Here is a 19,223-nt window from a genome sequence, read left to right on the forward strand (position 1 = left end):
CCACCTGCTCTCTATGACGAGATCGTGGTGGGCGTGACAGCGCTGATGGGGGATGATGCGCGAGCGGAAGGCGTACGGGAACTCCTGAGCCCGCGGGAATTCGAAGCGATAGCGAGACGGGCGGAACGGCTCCTCCGGACGGGGCGCTTCCCAGTCCCCGGCGAGGTGCGGCACTACCCCTGGCCGCTCATCTGAACGGTTCCCTATCGCTTGCGCGCTCTCCACGGCCGTTCGTAATGTGTAGCGCGCCCGCGATGAGCTAGCGCACAGGAGGTTTTCCGATGTTCCGCAGCACGATGATGGACATTGACCTGACCGTTCAGAACATCTTCTGGAGGGTCGAACGCCTCTTTTATGACAAGCCTCTCGCGACGTACACCGAGTCTGGCGAGGCCATCCGCTCGACCTACGGCGAGCTCGTTCAGAATGTGCATCGTCTCGCGAGTGCGCTCGCCAAGGAGGGCGTGCGGGAAGGCAGCCGAATCGCAACGTTCGGGTGGAACACCCAGCGCCACCTCGAATGCTACTTTGCCATCCCGTGCATGGGCGCGGTCCTCCATACGCTCAACGTTCGGCTCTTCAACGACCAGCTCGAGTACATCATCAACCACGCGCAGGACGAGGTGATCTTCTGCGACCGGTCGGTCCTGCCGATTCTCGAGGGGCTGGCGGACAAGATCCCATCGGTTCGTCTGGTGGTGTTGATGAACGAGGGCCCGGAGCCGACCGGCAAGCTGCCGCGCACGGTCGACTACTTCGAGTTCCTCGGTTCGGGCGATGCGCAGTTCGCCTGGCCCGCCATCGATGAACGGGCGGCGGCAGCGATGTGTTACACCTCGGGGACGACCGGGAATCCGAAGGGTGTCGTCTATTCCCATCGGTCGACCATGATTCATTCGCTCGTGGCCGCGCTTCCGGATTCGGTCAACATTTCGGAATCGGATACGCTGATGTACGCGGTCCCCATGTTCCACGCCAACGCTTGGGGCCTACCCTACGCGGCGGCGAACGCGGGCGCGTCTCAGGTGTTCTCCGACCGATTTTTGGACGCCGAGCGGGTGGTGAACTTGCTCGACCGCGAAGGGATCACCATCTCGGCGGGTGTTCCGACCGTTTGGCTCCCAGTGTTGAATCTTCTGGATCAGACGGGACGGAAGCTGCCCAAGCTGCAGCGGGTCCTCTGCGGTGGCTCGGCGGCGCCGCCTGCGCTCATTGCCGGCCTGAGGCGCCACGGCATTCGCCTGGTGCACGCCTGGGGCATGACGGAAACGTCGCCACTGGCTTCGCTGACTCGGCTTCGCTCCACGATGCAGGATTGGCCTGGAGAGAAGCAGCTCGAGGTAATGGCTAAGCAGGGGGTTATCGTCCCGACGCTCGAATGGCGCATCGTCGATCTCGAGACTGGAAGGGATCAGCCGTGGGACGGCAAGTCCATCGGCGAACTCCAGATTCGGGGGCCGTATATCACGGGAACCTACTACAACGACCCGTCCGCGAGCGAGAAGTTCATGGACGGCTGGCTCCGAACCGGCGACGTGGCAACGGTCGACCCGTTGGGGTACGTCCAGCTGGTCGACCGGACGAAGGACCTCGTCAAGTCGGGGGGCGAGTGGATCTCGTCCGTCGAGCTGGAGAACCTGATCATGGCCCACCCGAAGGTGCTGGAGGCTGCGGTCGTGGGCCTGCCGCATCCGCGCTGGCAGGAACGGCCGGTGGCGGCCGTGGTGCCCAAGCCAGACTACAAGGGTCAGGTGACTGCCGAGGAGATTCGGGCCTACCTCGCCGACAAGGTCGCGAGATGGTGGCTCCCGGACGAAATCGTTTTTCTCGAGGCACTTCCGCGAACGAGTGTGGGCAAGTTCGCGAAAAACCAGCTCCGGGAGCAGCTGGCCGAGGTAGCCCAGCGCTGGGCTGCCTCGCCGACGAACTGAGGTGGCCCTTCATCCGGACGCCAGTCCGCTCGTGATGCACCACCCTCCGGGGTGGACATGCAGCCGTCCGCCGGGGAAGGACGAGGATTGAAGGTGCGCGACGCGCAGGCTGCGGTACCTCGCGGCATTCTCACCACGCAGATGGTCGGCAAGCGCCGCCGTCCGGTGGTGGGAAGCGGAATCGGGCAGCTTGCGATCGGTTTCGGGCTCATCCTGCTGGCGGGGACGTTGCTCCTCTCGACCCCTATCGCTTCGGAGGAGCGGTCTTGGGTGAATCCCAAGGACGCGCTCTTCACCGCGGTTTCGGCGATTTGCGTGACCGGACTGACGGTGGTCGACACCCCGACCCACTGGAGCACCTTCGGTGAGGCGGTGATCCTTGTGCTCATCCAGATCGGCGGGCTGGGCTACATGGTCGGGACGACGGTTGTGATGTGGGCATTGGGCCGGCGAATCGGCATTCGAGACCGGAACATGCTCCGCCTTTACTACGGCGCGCCGAGCATGCACGAAACCTTTTCGTTCGCCCGCGGCGTCGCGGTCTTCACGTTCATCTCGGAGGCTCTAGGTGCGCTGGTGCTGTGGGGGGCATTCCGCGCGGAGGGCGAATCTTCGGGGACCGCGGCATGGTGGGGGATCTTTCATTCCGTCTCCGCCTTCAACAATGCCGGCTTCAGTCTGACAGGTCGGGATATGACGCCCTATACCGGAAACCCGATCATCCTCGGCACGCTCATCGTGCTGATCGTGCTGGGTGGCATCGGGTTTATCCCGGTCGTCACGATCATGCGAAGGCGCTCGTTCACGCGGCTTCCACTCGACAACAAGCTGATTCTGGCGACGACTGCCGTCCTGCTGATTTCGGGCGCCACGTTCACTGCGGCCGACGAATGGAACAACGACCGCACCCTGGGGAGTCTCGACCCTATCGAACGCCCGCTGGTGGCGCTGTTCCAGAGTACGAGCGCCCGGACCGCGGGGTTCAGCGCGATCGACCTGTCTGGGATGCACGACCAGACGAAGCTCGCGACCGTTGGTCTGATGTTCGTCGGAGCGGCGGCCGGGTCGACGGGAGGGGGCCTCAAGGTGGGTGCGTTCGCCCTGCTCTTCGCGGTCATGGTCGCTACGGTGAGGGGTTCGGAGGAGGTTTCGGCATTTCGGCGGCGCATTCCGGCGGCGGTGATTCAGCAGGCGACGACACTCGCCCTGTACCACGTGGCGCTGCTCTTCGGATTCGCCTTCGCGCTGACGATGGCGGTAGAGCGGCCGTTCATCGACCTGGTCTTCGAAGCGCAATCTGCGATTTCGACGGTCGGCCTTTCGACCACTGGGACGGTCAGTCTGGGTTCCAGCGCCCACTTCGTGCTCATCGTTGCGATGCTGGCTGGCCGCTTCAGCCCGGTGATGCTGGTGCTGTACATGAACCGCCCCCGTCGCAAGGTTGCCTACCACCATCCTGTCGACAGCGTGAGGTTGAGCTAGCCATGAACGTCGCAATCCTTGGGCTCGGCCGATTCGGTTCCCAGCTGGCAGAGGAGCTAGTGGCTATCGGTGTCGAGGTGCTGGCGGTCGACCGGGAAGATTCGCGGGTGAATCTGCTCGCGGAGACAGCGTCGCTAGCGGCGGCGGGCGACCTGACGAACTTCGAATTCCTCCAGAGCCTTGCGCTCCACGACTACGACGCCGTGGTTGTCGCCGTTGGCTCGGACATTGCGACGTCGGTTTTGTTGACCCTCACGCTGAAGCGACGTCTATCGCTTCGCTATGTGGTGGCGAAAGCGAGCACGAACGATCACGCCGAAGCGCTCCGGCTCGCTGGCGCCGACCTCGTGGTCGCCCCCGAGCAGGAGGCAGCGATTCGCCTGGCGCATACGCTCGGGCCATCGAGCCATCTTCAAGAGTACCTTTCGCTGGGGCCGACGTACGGAGTGGCGAAGCTCCAGGCTCCGATCACGGCGGTGGGCCGGACGATCGGTTCGCTCGAGACTTTTACCCGGCACAACGTGGTGTTGTTGGCGATGGTGCGGAACAATCTCGTGACGTTCCGGCCCGATCGGGACGTGGTGGTAGAGGATGGCGACATCTGGCTGATTGCGGGAGAGGATGACGAGCTCCGCAAGGCGGGGCGCTAGGCGGCGGCGGTTTGTCGACGAAAGGGATGGGTATGTGGCTGCCGAGCAGGGATTCGAACCCCGACCATAGGCTCCAAAGGCCCGTGTGCTACCGTTACACCACTCGGCAGTGGTAGGCGCGCCACCCTCCGGGAAACGGTTTCGCGTGGTGCCGAAGGTGGGATTCGAACCCACACGAGCTTGCACTCAGCGGTTTTTGAGACCGCCGCGTCTGCCATTCCGCCACTTCGGCTGTGACCATGATACTCCCATCCCGGCGGGCAAAATGAACGCCCGCGGGTGGCGGGCGTGATAGCCGAGCTGGAGCGGAAGACGAGGTTCGAACTCGCGACCTCCTCCTTGGCAAGGAGGCGCTCTACCACTGAGCTACTTCCGCTTGACGACTCGAAGTATAGCACGGGTGTCCGCATCGCCAAAGGCCCGGGAGCCCCGCTCAATCGCCGAGGAGCGTGGTGTAGCCGAGCCCGATGACCTCTTCGACGTATTCGCTGCGCCAGCCCGGGTCGGGAATGGGGATGCCATGCTCTCTGAACCACCGGTGAAGCTGGAGGTACTCCTCTTCGAGCTTCAACCGCCACGCGTCCTCCTCGCGGAAGAGCTCCGGATCGACTTCGTGGAGCCCTTTCTGCATGTCGTCGTAGGAGACGTCGGTTTCTTCTTTCCAGTAGGTGGAGAGATAATCGATGGAGTCCTCGAGATTGCGGCGACACTCCTCGAGCATCATGGTCATCATGCCGGTTTCGTCCATGAGTTCGCCGTTCACTCGGTGGACGCGGGCGCAGGGCTCGCAAACCACGACGAGCTTCCGTGCGTCGCAGTCGGATTTGTCGGTGCAATCGCGGCATCGTGCCGCGAATTCGGCTGCCGACGGCTCACGGGTGTAGCCCACGACCATCTGGTCCCCGAGCGCTCCGCAGGCCTGACAGGCGAGCTTCTCGGCGAGAATCTCGTTGATGGTTTTATCCCAGTCGAGCTGCATGGGAATCCTCCGGTGCTGCGGCGGAAGGGCTCCGCTCACAGCTCCAGTGTATACCAGCCGGCTTGCCCGGGCATTTCTTCGATGCCGACGGTGACGCGGCGAAGATGTGTGGCGCCCTCTCGCTGCAACGCCTGGATGAGCTGGCCGGTAAACCATTCGGCGATGCATTCGGCTGTCGAGTTTGGGATCGGGAGCGGCAGGACATCGCTTGCAGGGAAGCGATAGGTGCGCCCACCGAATCCGATTTCCCACTCGCCCGGGCGCTCGGTGATTTGCAGGTGCGGGCTTTTGCGCTGGAGAAGGAACTTGTGGTCGAGCAGCTCGGTGAGCTCGCGGGCGGCACGTTTGACGGCACCGAAGTCCCAGACCCAGCCATCGTCAGTGAGTGGCCCTTCGAGTTGGATGATGACGTCGTAGTTATGGCCGTGAAGCGGTTCGCACGTTCCGCCAAAGGTGGCCATGTGGGCAGCAGCGAACCGCAATCGATTTCGTTCGACAGTGACTTTGCGCAGCGTTTGCATGCCTCCAATCGTAACGCGCGGGCCAGATGGGGCGCGCGTTGCCGCAATCCGTTCGGTTCGTCACAATCCAGTTTGGCGCCAACCGGCGCAGGAGCTTCGCGTGAGCATCATCGCCGTTACTTCCGTCCGGTCTGGTGCGGGCAAGACGGGTGTTGCCGCCGCCATCGCCCGAGCACTTGCGTACCGCGGCACGCCTACCCGTCTCGTCCGGCTCGCGGATGAGGCGGGGCACGCTGCCGAAGATGCTGCTTGGTTCGCCAGCCTGGACTTCGTGCCCGGAAGCCCTTCCGAGCCCGTGGCTTCCCTCCCTGACGCGGCGGCCGGCGAGGTGCTCGTCGTCGAATGTCCGGTAGGAGCCGTACCCGCTGGCGCGTCGGTGATCGCGGTGTCCCGGCATGGAGACGCAGCCGACGCCGTTGACGCTGTGGCGGTGGTGACGACCGCAGTTCCAGGCCTTGCGGGGGCGCGAAGCTCCGGCGCCGGGCCCGTGAGGGTCGAGATAGGGGAAGACCGCACGCTGGCCGGGTTCGCGCTCGACGAGGCTCTGCGCTGGCTCCATGCCGAGGTGATCCTGCCCGGCGAGCTTCCCGCCGACACGACTTCGGATCACCTGGTCATCGCGCCCATTGGCTCGGACGCCGGACAGCCGTATTTCCGCCGTTTTCCGTCGATGACGGTCGTGGCACGCTTCGACCGGACGGACATGCATCTTGCGGCGCTGCGCGCAAACCCCAATGCACTCATCCTTACCGGTGGGCGGGAGCCTAGCGGCTATACCCTCGACGCCGCCGGCGCGAGTGGAGTGCCCGTCGTCCTTTCCCGGACCGACACCGAGAACACGGTTATCGCATTGGAGCGGGTGTTCGAATCGACCCGGTTCCGTGGGGAACGGAAGCTCGAACGGATGTGCGCGCTGCTGGAGCCGACAGGCCTCGTGGAGGCAGTGCTCGGAATCACGACCGTGACGGCGTGACGTTGAAGCTAGGGGCTCCGCAACGGGTCGGCCGGTGCGATGCCCAGCTCGCTCAGCCGCCGATGATCGGCCCGTCGTCGGGGTCGGCTGTCGAGGGTTGTGGGGTGGCTCGTCCCCCGAATGGGTCCCGCGCGATTCGGCCTTGTGGGGGAGCGGGAGTGGGTTGCGCGGCTGGGCGCGGCGCCGGAGAAGCGGGCGCCCTGCCCGGCCCGGGGGTGGCGAATTGGCGCGGCTGTGGTGCACGTGCCGGGCGTGGCCCGTAGCCTTCGCGTGGAGCTTTTTCCAGACCGCAGTAGGGGCAGGCTACCCACGCGTAGCTGAGCGGGCGCCCACACTGGCGGCAAGGTTCTTTGAGTTGGGTGCGACACGACGGGCACACGAGGAAATCGTCATGCACGCGCCGTCTGCAGGTCGGGCACGCCTTCTGATCTTCGAGCTCTTGGAGAAGTGCTTCCTCTTCGAGCGAGCGTTCGTACAGCTCGACCAGGGTGTACCGGGGCCGAACGATCAGGTAGACCCAGTGGCCCGGGAGGAAGAACAGCAAGACGAGCAGGACCGCGACCGTTTGGAGTACCGGGTCCCGAGTGCGCTGTCGGATATCGCGATAGGTCCAGAAGATGAGGGCCACCCAAACTGCAGCGAGGTAGAGCAGCAGCACGGCCAGCAGGTATCGGACTGTGGCTTCCCAGGAGCCCCCGGGCCAGGAATCGAACATGTGCAGCTCCGACGAGGGTTCGAGCCCCGCATCACCTTACCGCAGGGCAGACCAAGATGCAGCGATGCAATCGATCAGGTGCCTGATCGAATGGTACGATCCGCGGGTGGACGGACCCACGGGCGACGATATCCTGGCAGGCCTGAACGACGCGCAACGCGCCGCTGTGACGCATGGCGATGGGGCGCTGCTCATCCTCGCCGGACCGGGAAGTGGTAAGACCCGTGTAATCACCCATCGAATCGCCTGGCTCATCCGGGAGCGCCGCCTCGCACCTTGGAACATTCTGGCGGTGACGTTCACGAACAAGGCGGCGCGTGAGATGCGCGGGCGCGCGGCGAGTTTGGTGGGGGAAGACGGCCTGTTGCTGCACATGGGGACCTTCCACGCCATGTGCGCCCGCTGGCTTCGCATCGACGGCGAGGCTGTGGGCGTCTCGAGCGAATTTTCGATCTACGACGAGGACGATCAGCTGGGCGTCATCAAGCGCGTGCTCGATGAGCTGCGCATCGACCCGCGCCAATTCACACCGCGGAGCGTCCTCGCCCGCATCTCCGCCCACAAGAGCGAACTGACCACGCCGGAGGCGGCGCTCAGCCGCGCCCGTACCTATCCGGAGGAGGTCGCGGCGCGAGCGTACGTGCTTTACGAGGCAGCCCTGAGGCGGGCGATGGCCCTCGATTTCGATGATCTGCTTCTGAGGGCCATCGACCTTTTGCGAATACCCGCGCTCCGGGAGAAGTGGGCCGGCCGCTACCGGCATGTCCTCGTCGACGAGTTTCAGGACACGAGCCCGGCGCAATACCTGCTCGCGCGCGACCTGGCATCGGTACATGGAAACATCACGGTGGTGGGGGATGCGGACCAAAGTATCTATTCTTGGCGCAGCGCGGACATCCGTAATTTCGAGTATTTCTTGCGTGACTTCCGTAATGCGGCCGTGGCACGACTGGAGCAAAACTATCGCTCCACGGTTCCCATCCTCGAAGCCGCGGTAGGGGTGATTTCGCGCAACCCGGACCGGGCAGAGATGAAGCTCTGGACGGCCCGACGCGGAGGGGAACCTGTCCTGTGGTACGAAGCGTACAACGACGAGGAAGAGGGCGAATTTGTCGCTCGGGAGATCCTTCGGCTTGTTGCGGCGGGTCGAACCTTTCGTGACTTCGCTGTGCTTTACCGGACGAATGCGCAGTCGCGCCCGTTCGAGGAGGCCATGGTCCGGCATCGCATTCCATATCGGGTAGTGGGGGGCGTACGGTTCTACGAGCGGCGAGAGGTCCGCGACCTGCTGGCCTACCTCCGCGTTATCCACAATCCGGCCGACGAGGCGAGCCTGTTGCGGATTATCAACGTCCCGGGACGAGGCATCGGCAGCCGGACCGTCGAGCGGCTCCAGGAGCTGGCACGGATGAAGGACCTGAGCCTTTGGGAGGCTTGCCAGCTGGCTGCCGCCGGGGAGGCCGATTCCATATCGGGACGTGCCGCGACCGCCATCGGGCTCTTCGTCGACGTTATCGAATCGCTCCGGGTCCACGCACAAGGGCCGCTTGGCGAGCTGTTCGAACGTCTCCTGGAGGAGGTAGGTTACCTGCAATATCTTGGCGAGGGAGACGATTCGGAGGAACGCACCGAGAATGTTCTCCAACTCCATTCGCTGCTCAGGGAGTACGAAGAGGTCGCCGGAGAGGGCAACGACCTCGCCACGTTTCTCCAGGATGTGGCGCTCGTTTCCGACCAGGACACGCTCGACGAAACCGCCCATGCTGTCACGCTCATCACGCTTCACGCGGCAAAAGGGCTGGAGTTTCCGGTCGTCTTTCTTGTCGGGATGGAGGAAGGCCTCCTGCCACACCTTCGTTCGTTCGATGACCCGGCTCGGCTGGCTGAGGAGCGCCGACTTTGTTATGTCGGCATCACCCGAGCGATGGACCTGCTGTACCTGACTCGGGCGTACCGTCGGATGGCGTTCGGCACCAGCACGGCGAACCCGCCATCGCGGTTCATCGGCGACATTCCGGCTAGCGTGAAGCGGCCGTACGGCGCCGCGCCGCGGGGTTACGTCGAAGCCGCAGTCGGGGCGGGGCATCTCACCCCCGAGCTTCCCGCAGCTGACGACACGGCCTTCCCACCGGGAACGCGGGTCGTCCACGCGAAATTCGGCGAAGGTGTCGTGACAGAGGCGCGGATGAACGGTGGCGAGGTCGAGTACGTGGTCGAGTTCGACAAAGCGGGGACGCGGCGCCTTCTGCAAACCTATGCGAAGCTCAGGCCGGTATGATCGGCAAGCTTCCTTTCCTCGTTCCGACCTCGGCCGATGACTGGCAAAACTGGCTCCGGGAGAACGGCGTCACGATCCTGGCCGTCCTTGTAGCTATCGTGGTCCTCCGGATTTTCGTCAAGCGGGTAGTGACCGGGGTCGTGCGGCGGGCGGCGCATCGAGCAGCGGTGAGCCGTGGCGAGGACATCGAGGTTGCGCGGCGGCGCACCGACACGCTGCTCGGGACCCTCGGCTGGCTCTTCGACATCATGCTTGCGTTCGTGGCAACAGCCATCGTGCTCGATCAGCTGGGTGTGCAGGTGTCGGCACTGATCGCCGGTGTGGGGGTTGCGGGCATCGCGATTGGCCTCGCCGCCCAGACGCTGATCAAGGACGTCATCAACGGGCTTTTCATCATCGTGGAGGGGCAGTACGTCGTTGGCGATATCGTCCGCGTTGCGGACGTCAGTGGTCAGGTCATCGAAATCACTCCACGCCGTACGGTGCTCCGCGATCTCGACGGGAACGTCCACATCGTCCCGAACAGCGCTATCAGCGTGGCGACGAATATGACACAGGGATTCAGCCGCGTGAACCTGAACGTCCTCGTGGCATACGAAGAGGATCTCGAGCGGGTGATCGGTGTCATCAACGAGGAGTGCGAACGGCTCGCATCGGAGCGGGCCGACGATTTTTTGAGTACGCCGAGCGTTTTGCGGGTGGATGCGCTCGCGGAAGACGGCGTCGAGTTGAAAGTCGTGGGCGATGTGCGAGCGTTCAAGAAGTGGGAGCTGATGGGCGAGCTGCGACGCCGAATCAAGGACCGATTCGATCGGGACGGGATCGAGATCCCGTACCGTCACGAGATTCAGGTGTTGCCGCGCCAGCGAGAAGCGCGTGTCCCCGGCACGGGGGACCAGGCAGGCGATTGAGGCGCAGCCCTAGGCGTCGGCGTCGGCGACAGCGGAGGATGTCTTGGCGATGTTGTACTGAGGGCGAATCTGACGGGGGTCGACAGGCTCACCGCACGAGCTACAGACGAGGTGGGAACCGAGGGCATGACCGCAGGAGTGAATCAAGGTGACGGGTGGGCCCTCGGGTCCGGCCATCCACTTGTCACCCCAGGCGAGCATGGCGACGAGAACGGGGTAGAGGTCTCGACCCTTTTCCGTGAGGCGGTACTCGCAGCGGGGCGGGCGATCCTGGTATTGGCGACGTTCGAGCACACCGTGTTCGACGAGCCGCTGGAGGCGTGCAGCGAGCACGTTCCGGGCGATGCCGAGCCGAGAGTGAAACTCGTCGAATCGGCGGACGCCATTGAATGCCTCGCGGATGACGAGCATTGTCCACCATTCGCCGATGACCTCGAGTGTCCGGGCGACCGAGCAGGGCATCTCGGCAAAGCTCGTGCGTCGCATGAGGTGAGCTTACCACAGGGAGCGGGTTGCTTCGAACAACTCGCTACCATTCGAACGGGAAGCGCACAGCGAGTAAGCTTCTGTGAAACGAAGCCAGTCCGGAGCGCAGCATGACCTACGACCCTCGTGCCCGAAGCCGCATCCTCGTCGATGGACCAGGACGAGCGCCGGCTCGCTCGTACCTCAAGTCGGTCGGGTTTTCTTCGGACGACTTGAAGCGGCCCCTGGTGATGGTTGCGCACTCGTGGATTGGCACGATGCCGTGCAACTTCAATCATCGCGAGCTCGCGGCTGAGGTGATGGCTGGCGTGCGGGCAGCCGGCGGTACGCCGATGGAGGTGAACACCATCGCGATCTCGGACGGGATCTCGATGGGTACGGAGGGCATGAAAGCCTCGCTGGTATCGCGAGAGGTCATCGCGGACTCGATCGAGCTTGCCGCTATTGGTTACTCGTTCGATGCGGCAGTCATCATCGTGGGCTGCGACAAGACGATTCCGGCCGCGGCCATGGCCCTCGCCCGACTCAACATCCCGGGGCTCGTCCTGTATGGGGGGTCGATTGCCCCCGGACGGTACCGCGGTCGCGACATCACGATTCAGGATGTGTTCGAAGGGGTAGGGCAGCAGGCCGCCGGAACGATCTCCGAGGAAGAGCTGGAGGAGATTGTCGATGCTGCCTGCCCGGGGGCCGGGGCCTGTGGTGCCCAGTACACCGCGAACACGATGGCGACGGTGCTCGAGTTCATGGGGCTTTCGCCAATGGGTAGCGCGACGGTGGGGGCTACGGATGCGCGGAAGCGCGAGGTCGCTTTCCGGGCGGGCGAGCTCGTCATGCACGTGTTGAACGAGGGACTCCTCCCTCGACAGATCTTGTCTCGAAAGGCATTCGAGAATGGGATCATTTGCGCGGCATCGACGGGCGGGTCGACGAACGCGGTGCTCCACCTCTTGGCGCTCGCCCACGAGGCTGGCGTGCCGCTCGACATCGATGATTTCGACCGGATTTCGGAACGAACGCCGCTGATCGGCGACCTCCGTCCAGGCGGGCGGTACGTGGCGCTGGACATGGACCGCGCGGGCGGAACGCGGCTCCTCGCCCGGCGCCTTCTCGATGCGGGCAAGCTCCACGGCGACGTCATGACCGTGACGGGCCGGACGATCGCCGAGGAGGCCGCGGAGGCTATCGAGACCCCCGGCCAGGACGTCATCTTGCCTGTCGAAAAGGCCCTGAAGCCTACCGGCGGGCTCGTGATCTTGAAGGGGAACCTCGCCCCAGAAGGGTGCGTGATCAAGGTAGCCGGCCACGAGCGGCTCTACCATGAAGGCCCAGCGCGCGTGTTCGAGTGCGAGGAAGATGCGTTTCAGGCGGTGACGAAGCGTCAGATTCACGCGGGGGACGTGGTAGTCATTCGGAACGAGGGCCCGCGGGGCGGCCCGGGCATGCGCGAAATGCTCGGTGTGACCGCTGCGCTGGTCGGCGAGGGGCTCGGAGAATCCGTCGCCTTGCTCACCGATGGCCGTTTCAGCGGGGCGACCCGAGGCCTGATGGCCGGGCACGTTGCCCCGGAGGCGGCTGTCGGTGGCCCGATCGCTCTTGTCCGCGAGGGAGACCGGATTAGCTTCGATGTCACCAATCGTCGGCTCACGCTCCACGTGGATGACGACGAGCTAGAGCGTCGACGCGCGGAATGGAAACCCCGGCCGCCCAGGTACGAGCGGGGGGTCTTCGCCAAGTACGCGGCGCTCGTTTCGAGCGCCGCGAAGGGCGCCGTCACGTCCTGAGCGCCGACAGCGGATAAGCCTCCGGATGATTGTTAGCGGGCCTGGGCCCGGAGCTCCTGTGCGGCAGGCAGCACCGCTCCGGGGTAGGCACCGGGGGAGATTTCCGGCATGTCGTGGGCGAAAACGCCGCCGGTGGTGGGAACTGTCCACACGTGGAGTTGCCAGGGCGTCCGGGCGGTGAACAATCCTGGGCACTCTGCCTGGCTGGACGTGACGCGTACGGCGCTGCCAACGAAACAGAGGTTCTCATGGTAGTGCCATGCGTCGAGCGGGCCGAAGTACGATGGCGGCTCCTCGGTCACCCCCTCGGCGAGGAACATTGCCCCGACGAGGCGCCACGAACCATCGAGCCGCTTGGTATACAACAGAACCTCCGGATGTTCTGGGTCCATTTGACGGCCGTCGCGCAGATAGTCGGGACGCAGGAAATGGGCGGCGATGCCTGGAAGATCCTGGGTGATCTGGATGTAGCCGTCGGCCATGGCCGCGCGCACATCTTCGTACGGTTGCAGTGAGCCTTCGAGCTTGGCGACGAATTGCGATGCAGCGAGGAGCTGCTCTGCGGTGACGGGGACTTCCGCGTGGTGGTGGTGCGCTGAGCCCTCGCCCATAGCAGCCGCCTCGTCGGTGCTCGCTGGATGGCTGTGGGCGGATTCCGGGACGCCGGCATGGTCGGGGCTCCGAACGAGGCCGTCGGTCGCCGAGGCATGGTCGTGGGGGAAGTCGTGGACGTGCGTATCGGTGTTGGCCTGTGATGCGAGCCAGATCGCTCCAGCGGCCGCGATGCCCACGACGGGCAGTCCCGCAGCGCGCAGGAATACGCCTGCCGTACCCTCACCCCCGATGCGGCGCTCCTGCATCCAGGCTACGGCGATGCCGAAGAGGGCCGCAGCCATGAGCGCCGTCCCGCCGACGATCATCAGGTGGGATGGGTTGGTGAGGGAGAGAACGTCCTCGCGTTGAGCCAGCGTGGCATCGTGCGAATGCCGGTACACGTCCCACCCGAGTCCCGCGAGGTGGAGAGCGAGGCCCGTCATCGCGCCGGCCCACAACATCCTGTAGTGCATGCTTCGACTCCTTGCCGCAAAGGATATTCGAATTGCCTTCGAAGACAACCTTGGGCAGCGCGAACGCGCCGAGGAGGCTATTCTTCGTGCACGCTGACTGGCGTGCTGACTGGCGATGCCGATTCGACGTCTACTGATTGCCAATCGTGGAGAAGTGGCCCTCCGCATCATTCGCGCTGCCGCGGACCTGGGTATCACGACCGTGGCGGTCGCGCCCTCCGACGATGCGGAGAGCCTCCATGTGCGCCGCGCGGATGAAGCGGTCGAACTGTCGGGGAGCGGAGTCGCTGCCTATCTCGACGTCGGCGCACTGGTTGCCGCAGCGACTGCTTCTGGGTGCGACGCGATTCACCCAGGCTACGGGTTCCTGAGCGAACGAGCGGACTTCGCATCCACCTGCGAGAGTGCCGGCCTGGTCTTCGTGGGCCCCCGGCCTGACGCGCTCGCCCGGCTGGGCGACAAAGTGGCCGCCCGCCGGCTCGCAGCCGAATGTGGCGTGCCGGTGATACCCGGGACCGTGGACGAAGTCGACCTCGATGGGGCTCGCGCATTTTTCGGGAGCCTCGATGGCGCGCCGATGGTGCTGAAGGCGGTGGCCGGCGGTGGCGGCCGTGGGGTGCGGGTCGTGCGGACACTCGACGAACTCGAGAACGCGTACGAGCGCGCGCGTTCGGAAGCTGAAGCGGCATTTGGCAATGGAGCGCTCTACGCTGAACGGTTCATCGAACGTGCCCGGCACATCGAGGTACAAGTCTTGGGCGATGGCACCGGGGCTGTGATGCATGCGTGGGAGCGGGAGTGCAGTCTCCAGCGCCGCCATCAGAAGGTTGTCGAGATCGCGCCCGCCCCGGGGCTTCCGGACGGGCTTCGCCAGCGCATGATCGCTGCGAGCCTCGCCATGGCGCGCGCCCTTCAATACCGGGGACTTGGGACATTCGAGTTCCTGGTCGATACCACGGCCGGGCTCCATGCGGACGCCCCGTGGTTCTTCATCGAAGCGAACGCCCGCCTTCAAGTAGAGCACACGGTAACGGAAGAGGTCACCGGGCTCGATCTCGTGGCGATTCAACTTTTGGTCGCGGGAGGCTCGACCCTCTCAGCGCTCGGTCTCGCCGACAGCCCGCCCCCGGCTCGGGGGTTCGCCATCCAGGCCCGGGTCAACGCCGAGCGCATGACGGCGGCCGGCCTCGCCTATCCTTCGGCTGGGACGCTGACCCGTTTCGAGCCGCCCTCGGGGCCTTCGGTTCGCGTCGACACGGCAGCCTTTTCCGGTTATCGGGTGAACCCGGCGTTCGATTCTCTGCTCGCGAAGGTGGTGGTCCACGCTCCGGAGGGCAACTTTCCGGGAGCGCTGAGGCGGCTCCGCCGGGCTCTGGGCGAGTGCGAAGTCGAAGGTGTGGAAACGAACATCGCCTTCCTTCGGGCCCTCTGTGAACGTCCTGAAGTTGCGTCGACCGATTTTTACACCCGCTTCATCGATGAACATGCGGCCGAGCTGATTGCTGCAGTTGAGCAGCTACGTACGAGCGAGGCCAGGGAAAGCATTGCTCGTGGGCCGGCAATAGCCGGCGCGCGCGTCGACACCGACGATCCGCTCGCTGTCCTGGAGTACGGCAAACGGGCCCCGTCCGGCGCTGCCAGCCGGGCGCCATCGGGAGACGTAGCCGCGGGAGAGCGGGCTATTCGGGCCCCCCTCCAGGGCACGGTGATCGCCGTTTCGGTCGAACCTGGGGTATCTGTGCGGACGGGGCAGGTCCTCGCCGTCATGGAAGCGATGAAGATGGAACATGAGGTCGTTGCGCCGGGCCCGGGGACGGTCGTACGCGTCGAGGCGACCGTCGGGCTGCCGGTTGTCGAAGGGGCACTCCTCTTTACGTATGCGCCGGGGGAAGCACAGGAAGAGGGCAGCAGTGGGGAAGTCGAGTTCGATCTCGACCTCATTCGGCCTGACCTGGCGGAGGTGCTCGAACGACGCGCCCGAACTCGCGATGAGCGGCGACCGGAGGCGGTGGCACGGCGCCATGCGACCGGTCACCGAACGGCGAGGGAGAACATCGCGCACCTTTGCGACCCGGGAAGTTTTATCGAGTACGGTCCGCTGGTGCTTGCGGCTCAGCGAGCGCGCCGCTCACTCGAGGAACTCATCGAAAAAACCCCTGCCGACGGACTGATAACGGGGGTCGGGCAGGTCAACGGGCATCTATTCGGCGACCCGGCGAGCCGCTGCGCGATCATGGCCTACGACTACACCGTGCTCGCCGGCACACAAGGCGGCCAGAACCACCGCAAGACCGACCGGATTATCGATGTGGCGGAGAAGGGCCGCCTGCCATTCATCCTCTTTGCCGAAGGGGGAGGCGGACGCCCGGGCGATACGGACATGGTCGCGAGTGCGCTCTCGCCGCCGACGTTCACCCGGTTCGCCCAGCTGTCGGGACTGGTACCGATGATCGGCATTACGACGGGCCGGTGCTTCGCTGGCAACGCTGCCCTCTTGGGCTGCTGCGACGTCGTCATCGCGACGGAGGACGCGAACATTGGAATGGGCGGACCGGCGATGATCGAAGGTGGTGGCCTGGGCATCTACGCGCCGGAAGACATCGGCCCGACGTCGGTGCAGGTCCCCGACGGGGTGATCGACATCCTCGTGAAGGACGAGGCAGAGGCGGTCGAGGTCGCGAAACGCTACCTCGCGTATTTTCAGGGGCCGCTCCCGAACTGGGAGGTTGCCGACCAACGCCTTTTGCGGCACGTGGTGCCGGAGAATCGGCTCCGCGTCTACGACGTTCGCCGGGTAATCCACCTTCTGTTCGACGCTGGTTCGGTGCTCGAGCTGAGGCCACGCTTCGGCGTCGGGATGATTACGGCACTCGCCCGGGTCGAGGGACGAGCGGTGGGCGTGGTGGCGAACAATCCAGCCCATCTTGGCGGGGCGATCGACTCGGACGGCGCCGACAAAGCGGCACGATTCATGCAGCTTTGCGATGCGTTCGACCTGCCCATCGTGTACCTCTGCGATACGCCGGGGATCATGGTGGGGCCGGAGGTCGAGAAGACGGCGCTCGTTCGTCATGCGGCGCGGGTCTTCCTCACTGGAGCGAACATTTCGGTCCCGACTTTCACGGTGATCCTGCGGAAGGCCTACGGACTGGGCGCGATTGCGATGGCCGGCGGCACGTACCACCGTCCGTTTTTCACGGTGGCGTGGCCGACGGCAGAGTTCGGTGGCATGGGGCTGGAAGGGTCGGTGAAGCTCGGCTACCGGAACGAGCTGGCTGCGATCGAAGATCCAGCGAAACGACGTCAGTTCTACGAGGAGATGGTCGCCCGGGCGTACGAACGGGGTAAGGCGCTCAACCAGGCCTCGTTGTTCGAAGTCGACGATGCCATCGACCCTGCGGAGACGCGAAGTTGGCTGACGGCTCTGCTCGCGGCGATTCGTCCACCCTTGGCGCGCGACGGCAAGAAGCGGCCGAACATCGACGCCTGGTGACCGAGACGAGCTGGTGTCCGCGATGGACGACGGTATCGCTCGGCGCGCTTGACTTTCGCCTGGGCGGGACGCATTCGGGGATTGTCAGGTTTTCGCGCGGTGCGCGGATCGGAAGTCCTCCCAATCGCACCCTGCCCCGAGCGTTCAAGCAAGACGACGGCTTCCAAGGCCGGCCGTCAGGGACAACTGGAGAGGCGGCTGCTGCCCATTTTCGGCCGCGGGTATTCGCCGAGCGATGGGAGTTCTTGTTCGCGCGAAACGCGGGACTGGAACAGCAATCGTGACCGAGCGTGATTGCGGAGGACGCTGGCCAGGCACTGCCCGAGGTCGCCCAACTTGCCGTCGCGACACTGCCCAGTCTGACCTGCTGCGAAAGGGGCAGGCGTGCGTCCCTCAGGCCATGAGCGGCTTCTCCTGGCTGGGTGGCGACCCACCGGAGGGTCACCGGCGGCGCTCCGCCACCAGGACCTGACGGTTCGATCGCGAACGGATGCGACGCCGCTCGTGGACTCGGTCTTTCCCAATCCGGATTCGGGCATGCGGCTGGTCTCGACCCCTGCCGACCCAGTCGGAAGAAGAGCCAGCGACCCTCGAAATCGAATCTACCGGCATGCTCCAAGCTGCACGCTCGGACCAAATCGCTCCAGAACGTTTTCGAGCAACGAAGTTGCTGGGCCGGTATGCCGTATCTAGCCTGAAGGGCCAATGAGTGGACCAGGGCGAGCTTGTCAGCTTCTCCGAAGTGTGGGGCATCTCATCCGCGACACGTTCAATCGCGACACGCAACGGGGCGTTATCCTGCCGCTCACGGTGCGGCGGCGTCTGGGCCGAGTGCTGGCCAACACCACCGGGCGTTTTCGAACGGCAGGAGCAGCTCGAGGGGAAAGGCCTGGCCGACACCGATGCCCAGCTACGAGGCGCGTCCGGGTACGCCGTCTATAAAACCTCGCGCTACGACTTCGAGAAGTTGCCGACCGACGCGACGAACCTCGCCGCCAATCTGCGCAAGCTCATCGCTGGGTTCAGCCCGAACATGCGCCAGATGCTCGAGAAATTCGATTTCGAACCACCACTAGCAAGCCGGGCGAGGCGGGGCTGCTCTTCCGGGTGAGCGACCGCTTCGGACGTGTTGACCTCCACCGAGAGAAGGTCGACAACCCGCCGCTGGGCGTGGTCTTCGAGGCGCTGAATGAAAATGCCCGCCAGCACTTCACGCCGCCCGACGTCGTGCAGTTGACCGTGGACCTGACGGAGCTCGCCGACGAGGTCGGCATGACGCAGTGGGGCGTGGTCCGCGCGGGGTGTGCCCTCCGCTTCGGCTCGGGCGGCATGCCTGTGAGCGGCAAGGAGCACATCACACTCGGCCGGCGTAGGAACGGTGGGAGCGTCCGCCCGGCCATCAACCCCGAGGGCGCGATGTAGCTCTTCTGCCAGGAGGGGACCCGGAGGAGGAACGGACCCGGAGGCGTAGGCGTTGCGCACATCCAGCCTCTAGATGAAGGATACCACCGGCCGAGACGCGGATAGCTTTTTTTCCGGAGCGTCCTGTCCCTCGACCTTCGCACAAGCGGCAGACTACCTGATCGCGAATGTGCCCTACGGCAACAACTGGAAGCACAACGGCGGCATAGTGCGCGACGATCCCCCACGCGCGGCTAGGCCACATGTGCCGTCCGCCCGCGTTGACACAACCAAGTCCAACCTGGAGGATCGCCGGGCTGGAATCGTTGCCCACGAACTCCACTCCGATCTCAACGTCTACCGTTACCCCCGCCGCCGCCAGAGGAGAGCGAGGCCGACATCCTAGCGGTGGAGACCGAAGCAAACGGAATGCCGCGGGGGTTTTGGAGAGGACTAATGTCCACACAGCGCTATTCTGTGACCCCGCATCCCATCGAGACCCTGCTCACCTGGGTTAAGTCCGGCGAGATTGCCATCCCCGAAATTCAGCGT

Annotated in this window: 15 protein-coding genes, 3 tRNA genes and 1 pseudogene; 11 read left to right on the forward strand and 8 right to left on the reverse strand. The window is 64.8% G+C overall.

The features are described 5' to 3' along the window. The 4 genes and pseudogenes from VAE53_RS06375 to VAE53_RS06390 all read left to right on the forward strand — a co-directional run. Positions 1-195: pseudogene (locus tag VAE53_RS06375) on the forward strand (phosphatidylinositol kinase); the annotation flags it as partial. Between the two features lie 86 nt (positions 196-281). Then, on the forward strand, positions 282-1,931 hold the full coding sequence (locus VAE53_RS06380) for a long-chain fatty acid--CoA ligase (RefSeq protein ID WP_322818536.1): 1,650 nt from the start codon (positions 282-284) through the stop codon (positions 1,929-1,931). Between the two features lie 93 nt (positions 1,932-2,024). After that, on the forward strand, positions 2,025-3,413 hold the full coding sequence (locus VAE53_RS06385; RefSeq protein ID WP_322818537.1) for a potassium transporter TrkG: 1,389 nt from the start codon (positions 2,025-2,027) through the stop codon (positions 3,411-3,413). A 2-nt stretch (positions 3,414-3,415) separates the two neighbouring features. Beyond that, entirely contained in the window at positions 3,416-4,063 is a 648-nt protein-coding gene (locus VAE53_RS06390) for a TrkA family potassium uptake protein (protein WP_322818538.1), read from the forward strand. Between the two features lie 35 nt (positions 4,064-4,098). On the opposite strand, the gene VAE53_RS06395 is transcribed toward VAE53_RS06390, so the two are convergent. The 5 genes from VAE53_RS06395 to VAE53_RS06415 form a co-directional block, all read right to left on the reverse strand. Next, positions 4,099-4,172: transfer RNA gene (locus tag VAE53_RS06395), tRNA-Gln, on the reverse strand. A gap of 37 nt (positions 4,173-4,209) precedes the next feature. Next, a tRNA-Leu gene (locus VAE53_RS06400) sits at positions 4,210-4,295 on the reverse strand. Between the two features lie 69 nt (positions 4,296-4,364). Then, positions 4,365-4,439 (reverse strand) — tRNA-Gly (locus tag VAE53_RS06405). A gap of 57 nt (positions 4,440-4,496) precedes the next feature. Then, positions 4,497-5,042 (reverse strand): hypothetical protein, encoded by a 546-nt coding sequence (locus tag VAE53_RS06410; protein WP_322818539.1) that lies wholly within the window; start codon positions 5,040-5,042, stop codon positions 4,497-4,499. A 35-nt stretch (positions 5,043-5,077) separates the two neighbouring features. Further along, positions 5,078-5,563, reverse strand: a complete 486-nt coding sequence (locus tag VAE53_RS06415) for a 6-carboxytetrahydropterin synthase (protein WP_322818540.1) — start codon at positions 5,561-5,563, stop codon at positions 5,078-5,080. A 100-nt stretch (positions 5,564-5,663) separates the two neighbouring features. Here VAE53_RS06415 and VAE53_RS06420 point away from each other — a divergent pair, with 100 nt between their 5' ends. Next, complete coding sequence (locus VAE53_RS06420; protein WP_322818541.1) at positions 5,664-6,536, forward strand: DRTGG domain-containing protein; 873 nt, start codon at positions 5,664-5,666, stop codon at positions 6,534-6,536. Between the two features lie 52 nt (positions 6,537-6,588). Here the strand turns inward: VAE53_RS06420 and VAE53_RS13185 are convergent, their stop codons facing one another. After that, entirely contained in the window at positions 6,589-7,251 is a 663-nt protein-coding gene (locus VAE53_RS13185; RefSeq protein WP_369294034.1) for a zinc ribbon domain-containing protein, read from the reverse strand. A gap of 106 nt (positions 7,252-7,357) precedes the next feature. Between VAE53_RS13185 and VAE53_RS06425 the strand changes: the two genes are divergently transcribed. Both VAE53_RS06425 and VAE53_RS06430 read left to right on the forward strand, forming a co-directional pair. Then, positions 7,358-9,529 (forward strand): UvrD-helicase domain-containing protein, encoded by a 2,172-nt coding sequence (locus VAE53_RS06425; RefSeq protein ID WP_322818542.1) that lies wholly within the window; start codon positions 7,358-7,360, stop codon positions 9,527-9,529. Next, on the forward strand, positions 9,526-10,440 hold the full coding sequence (locus VAE53_RS06430; RefSeq protein ID WP_322818543.1) for a mechanosensitive ion channel family protein: 915 nt from the start codon (positions 9,526-9,528) through the stop codon (positions 10,438-10,440). Before VAE53_RS06425 ends, VAE53_RS06430 begins: the two co-directional genes overlap by 4 nt. Before the next feature lie 9 nt (positions 10,441-10,449). Here VAE53_RS06430 and VAE53_RS06435 read toward each other — a convergent pair whose 3' ends face one another. Then, positions 10,450-10,926, reverse strand: coding sequence for a helix-turn-helix domain-containing protein (locus tag VAE53_RS06435; protein ID WP_322818544.1), 477 nt, complete (start codon positions 10,924-10,926; stop codon positions 10,450-10,452). 110 nt (positions 10,927-11,036) lie between these two features. Here VAE53_RS06435 and ilvD point away from each other — a divergent pair, with 110 nt between their 5' ends. Next, positions 11,037-12,710, forward strand: coding sequence for a dihydroxy-acid dehydratase (ilvD, locus tag VAE53_RS06440; protein WP_322818545.1), 1,674 nt, complete (start codon positions 11,037-11,039; stop codon positions 12,708-12,710). 32 nt (positions 12,711-12,742) lie between these two features. On the opposite strand, the gene VAE53_RS06445 is transcribed toward ilvD, so the two are convergent. Further along, on the reverse strand, positions 12,743-13,777 hold the full coding sequence (locus tag VAE53_RS06445; RefSeq protein ID WP_322818546.1) for a hypothetical protein: 1,035 nt from the start codon (positions 13,775-13,777) through the stop codon (positions 12,743-12,745). A gap of 115 nt (positions 13,778-13,892) precedes the next feature. Between VAE53_RS06445 and VAE53_RS06450 the strand changes: the two genes are divergently transcribed. From VAE53_RS06450 to VAE53_RS06460, 3 genes are all read left to right on the forward strand, one after another. Then, positions 13,893-17,270, forward strand: coding sequence for a carboxyl transferase domain-containing protein (locus VAE53_RS06450; RefSeq protein ID WP_322818547.1), 3,378 nt, complete (start codon positions 13,893-13,895; stop codon positions 17,268-17,270). 709 nt (positions 17,271-17,979) lie between these two features. Beyond that, positions 17,980-18,381 carry a hypothetical protein gene (locus VAE53_RS06455; protein WP_322818548.1) on the forward strand — a complete coding sequence of 134 codons (402 nt, stop codon included), beginning with the start codon at positions 17,980-17,982 and terminating at the stop codon, positions 18,379-18,381. After that, a complete protein-coding gene (locus VAE53_RS06460; protein ID WP_322818549.1) occupies positions 18,378-18,692 on the forward strand; it encodes a hypothetical protein in 315 nt (104 codons plus the stop codon). Before VAE53_RS06455 ends, VAE53_RS06460 begins: the two co-directional genes overlap by 4 nt. Positions 18,693-19,223: the final 531 nt, after the last annotated feature.

This window comes from Tepidiforma sp. (genome assembly GCF_034432735.1).
Classification (GTDB): domain Bacteria; phylum Chloroflexota; class Dehalococcoidia; order Tepidiformales; family Tepidiformaceae; genus Tepidiforma.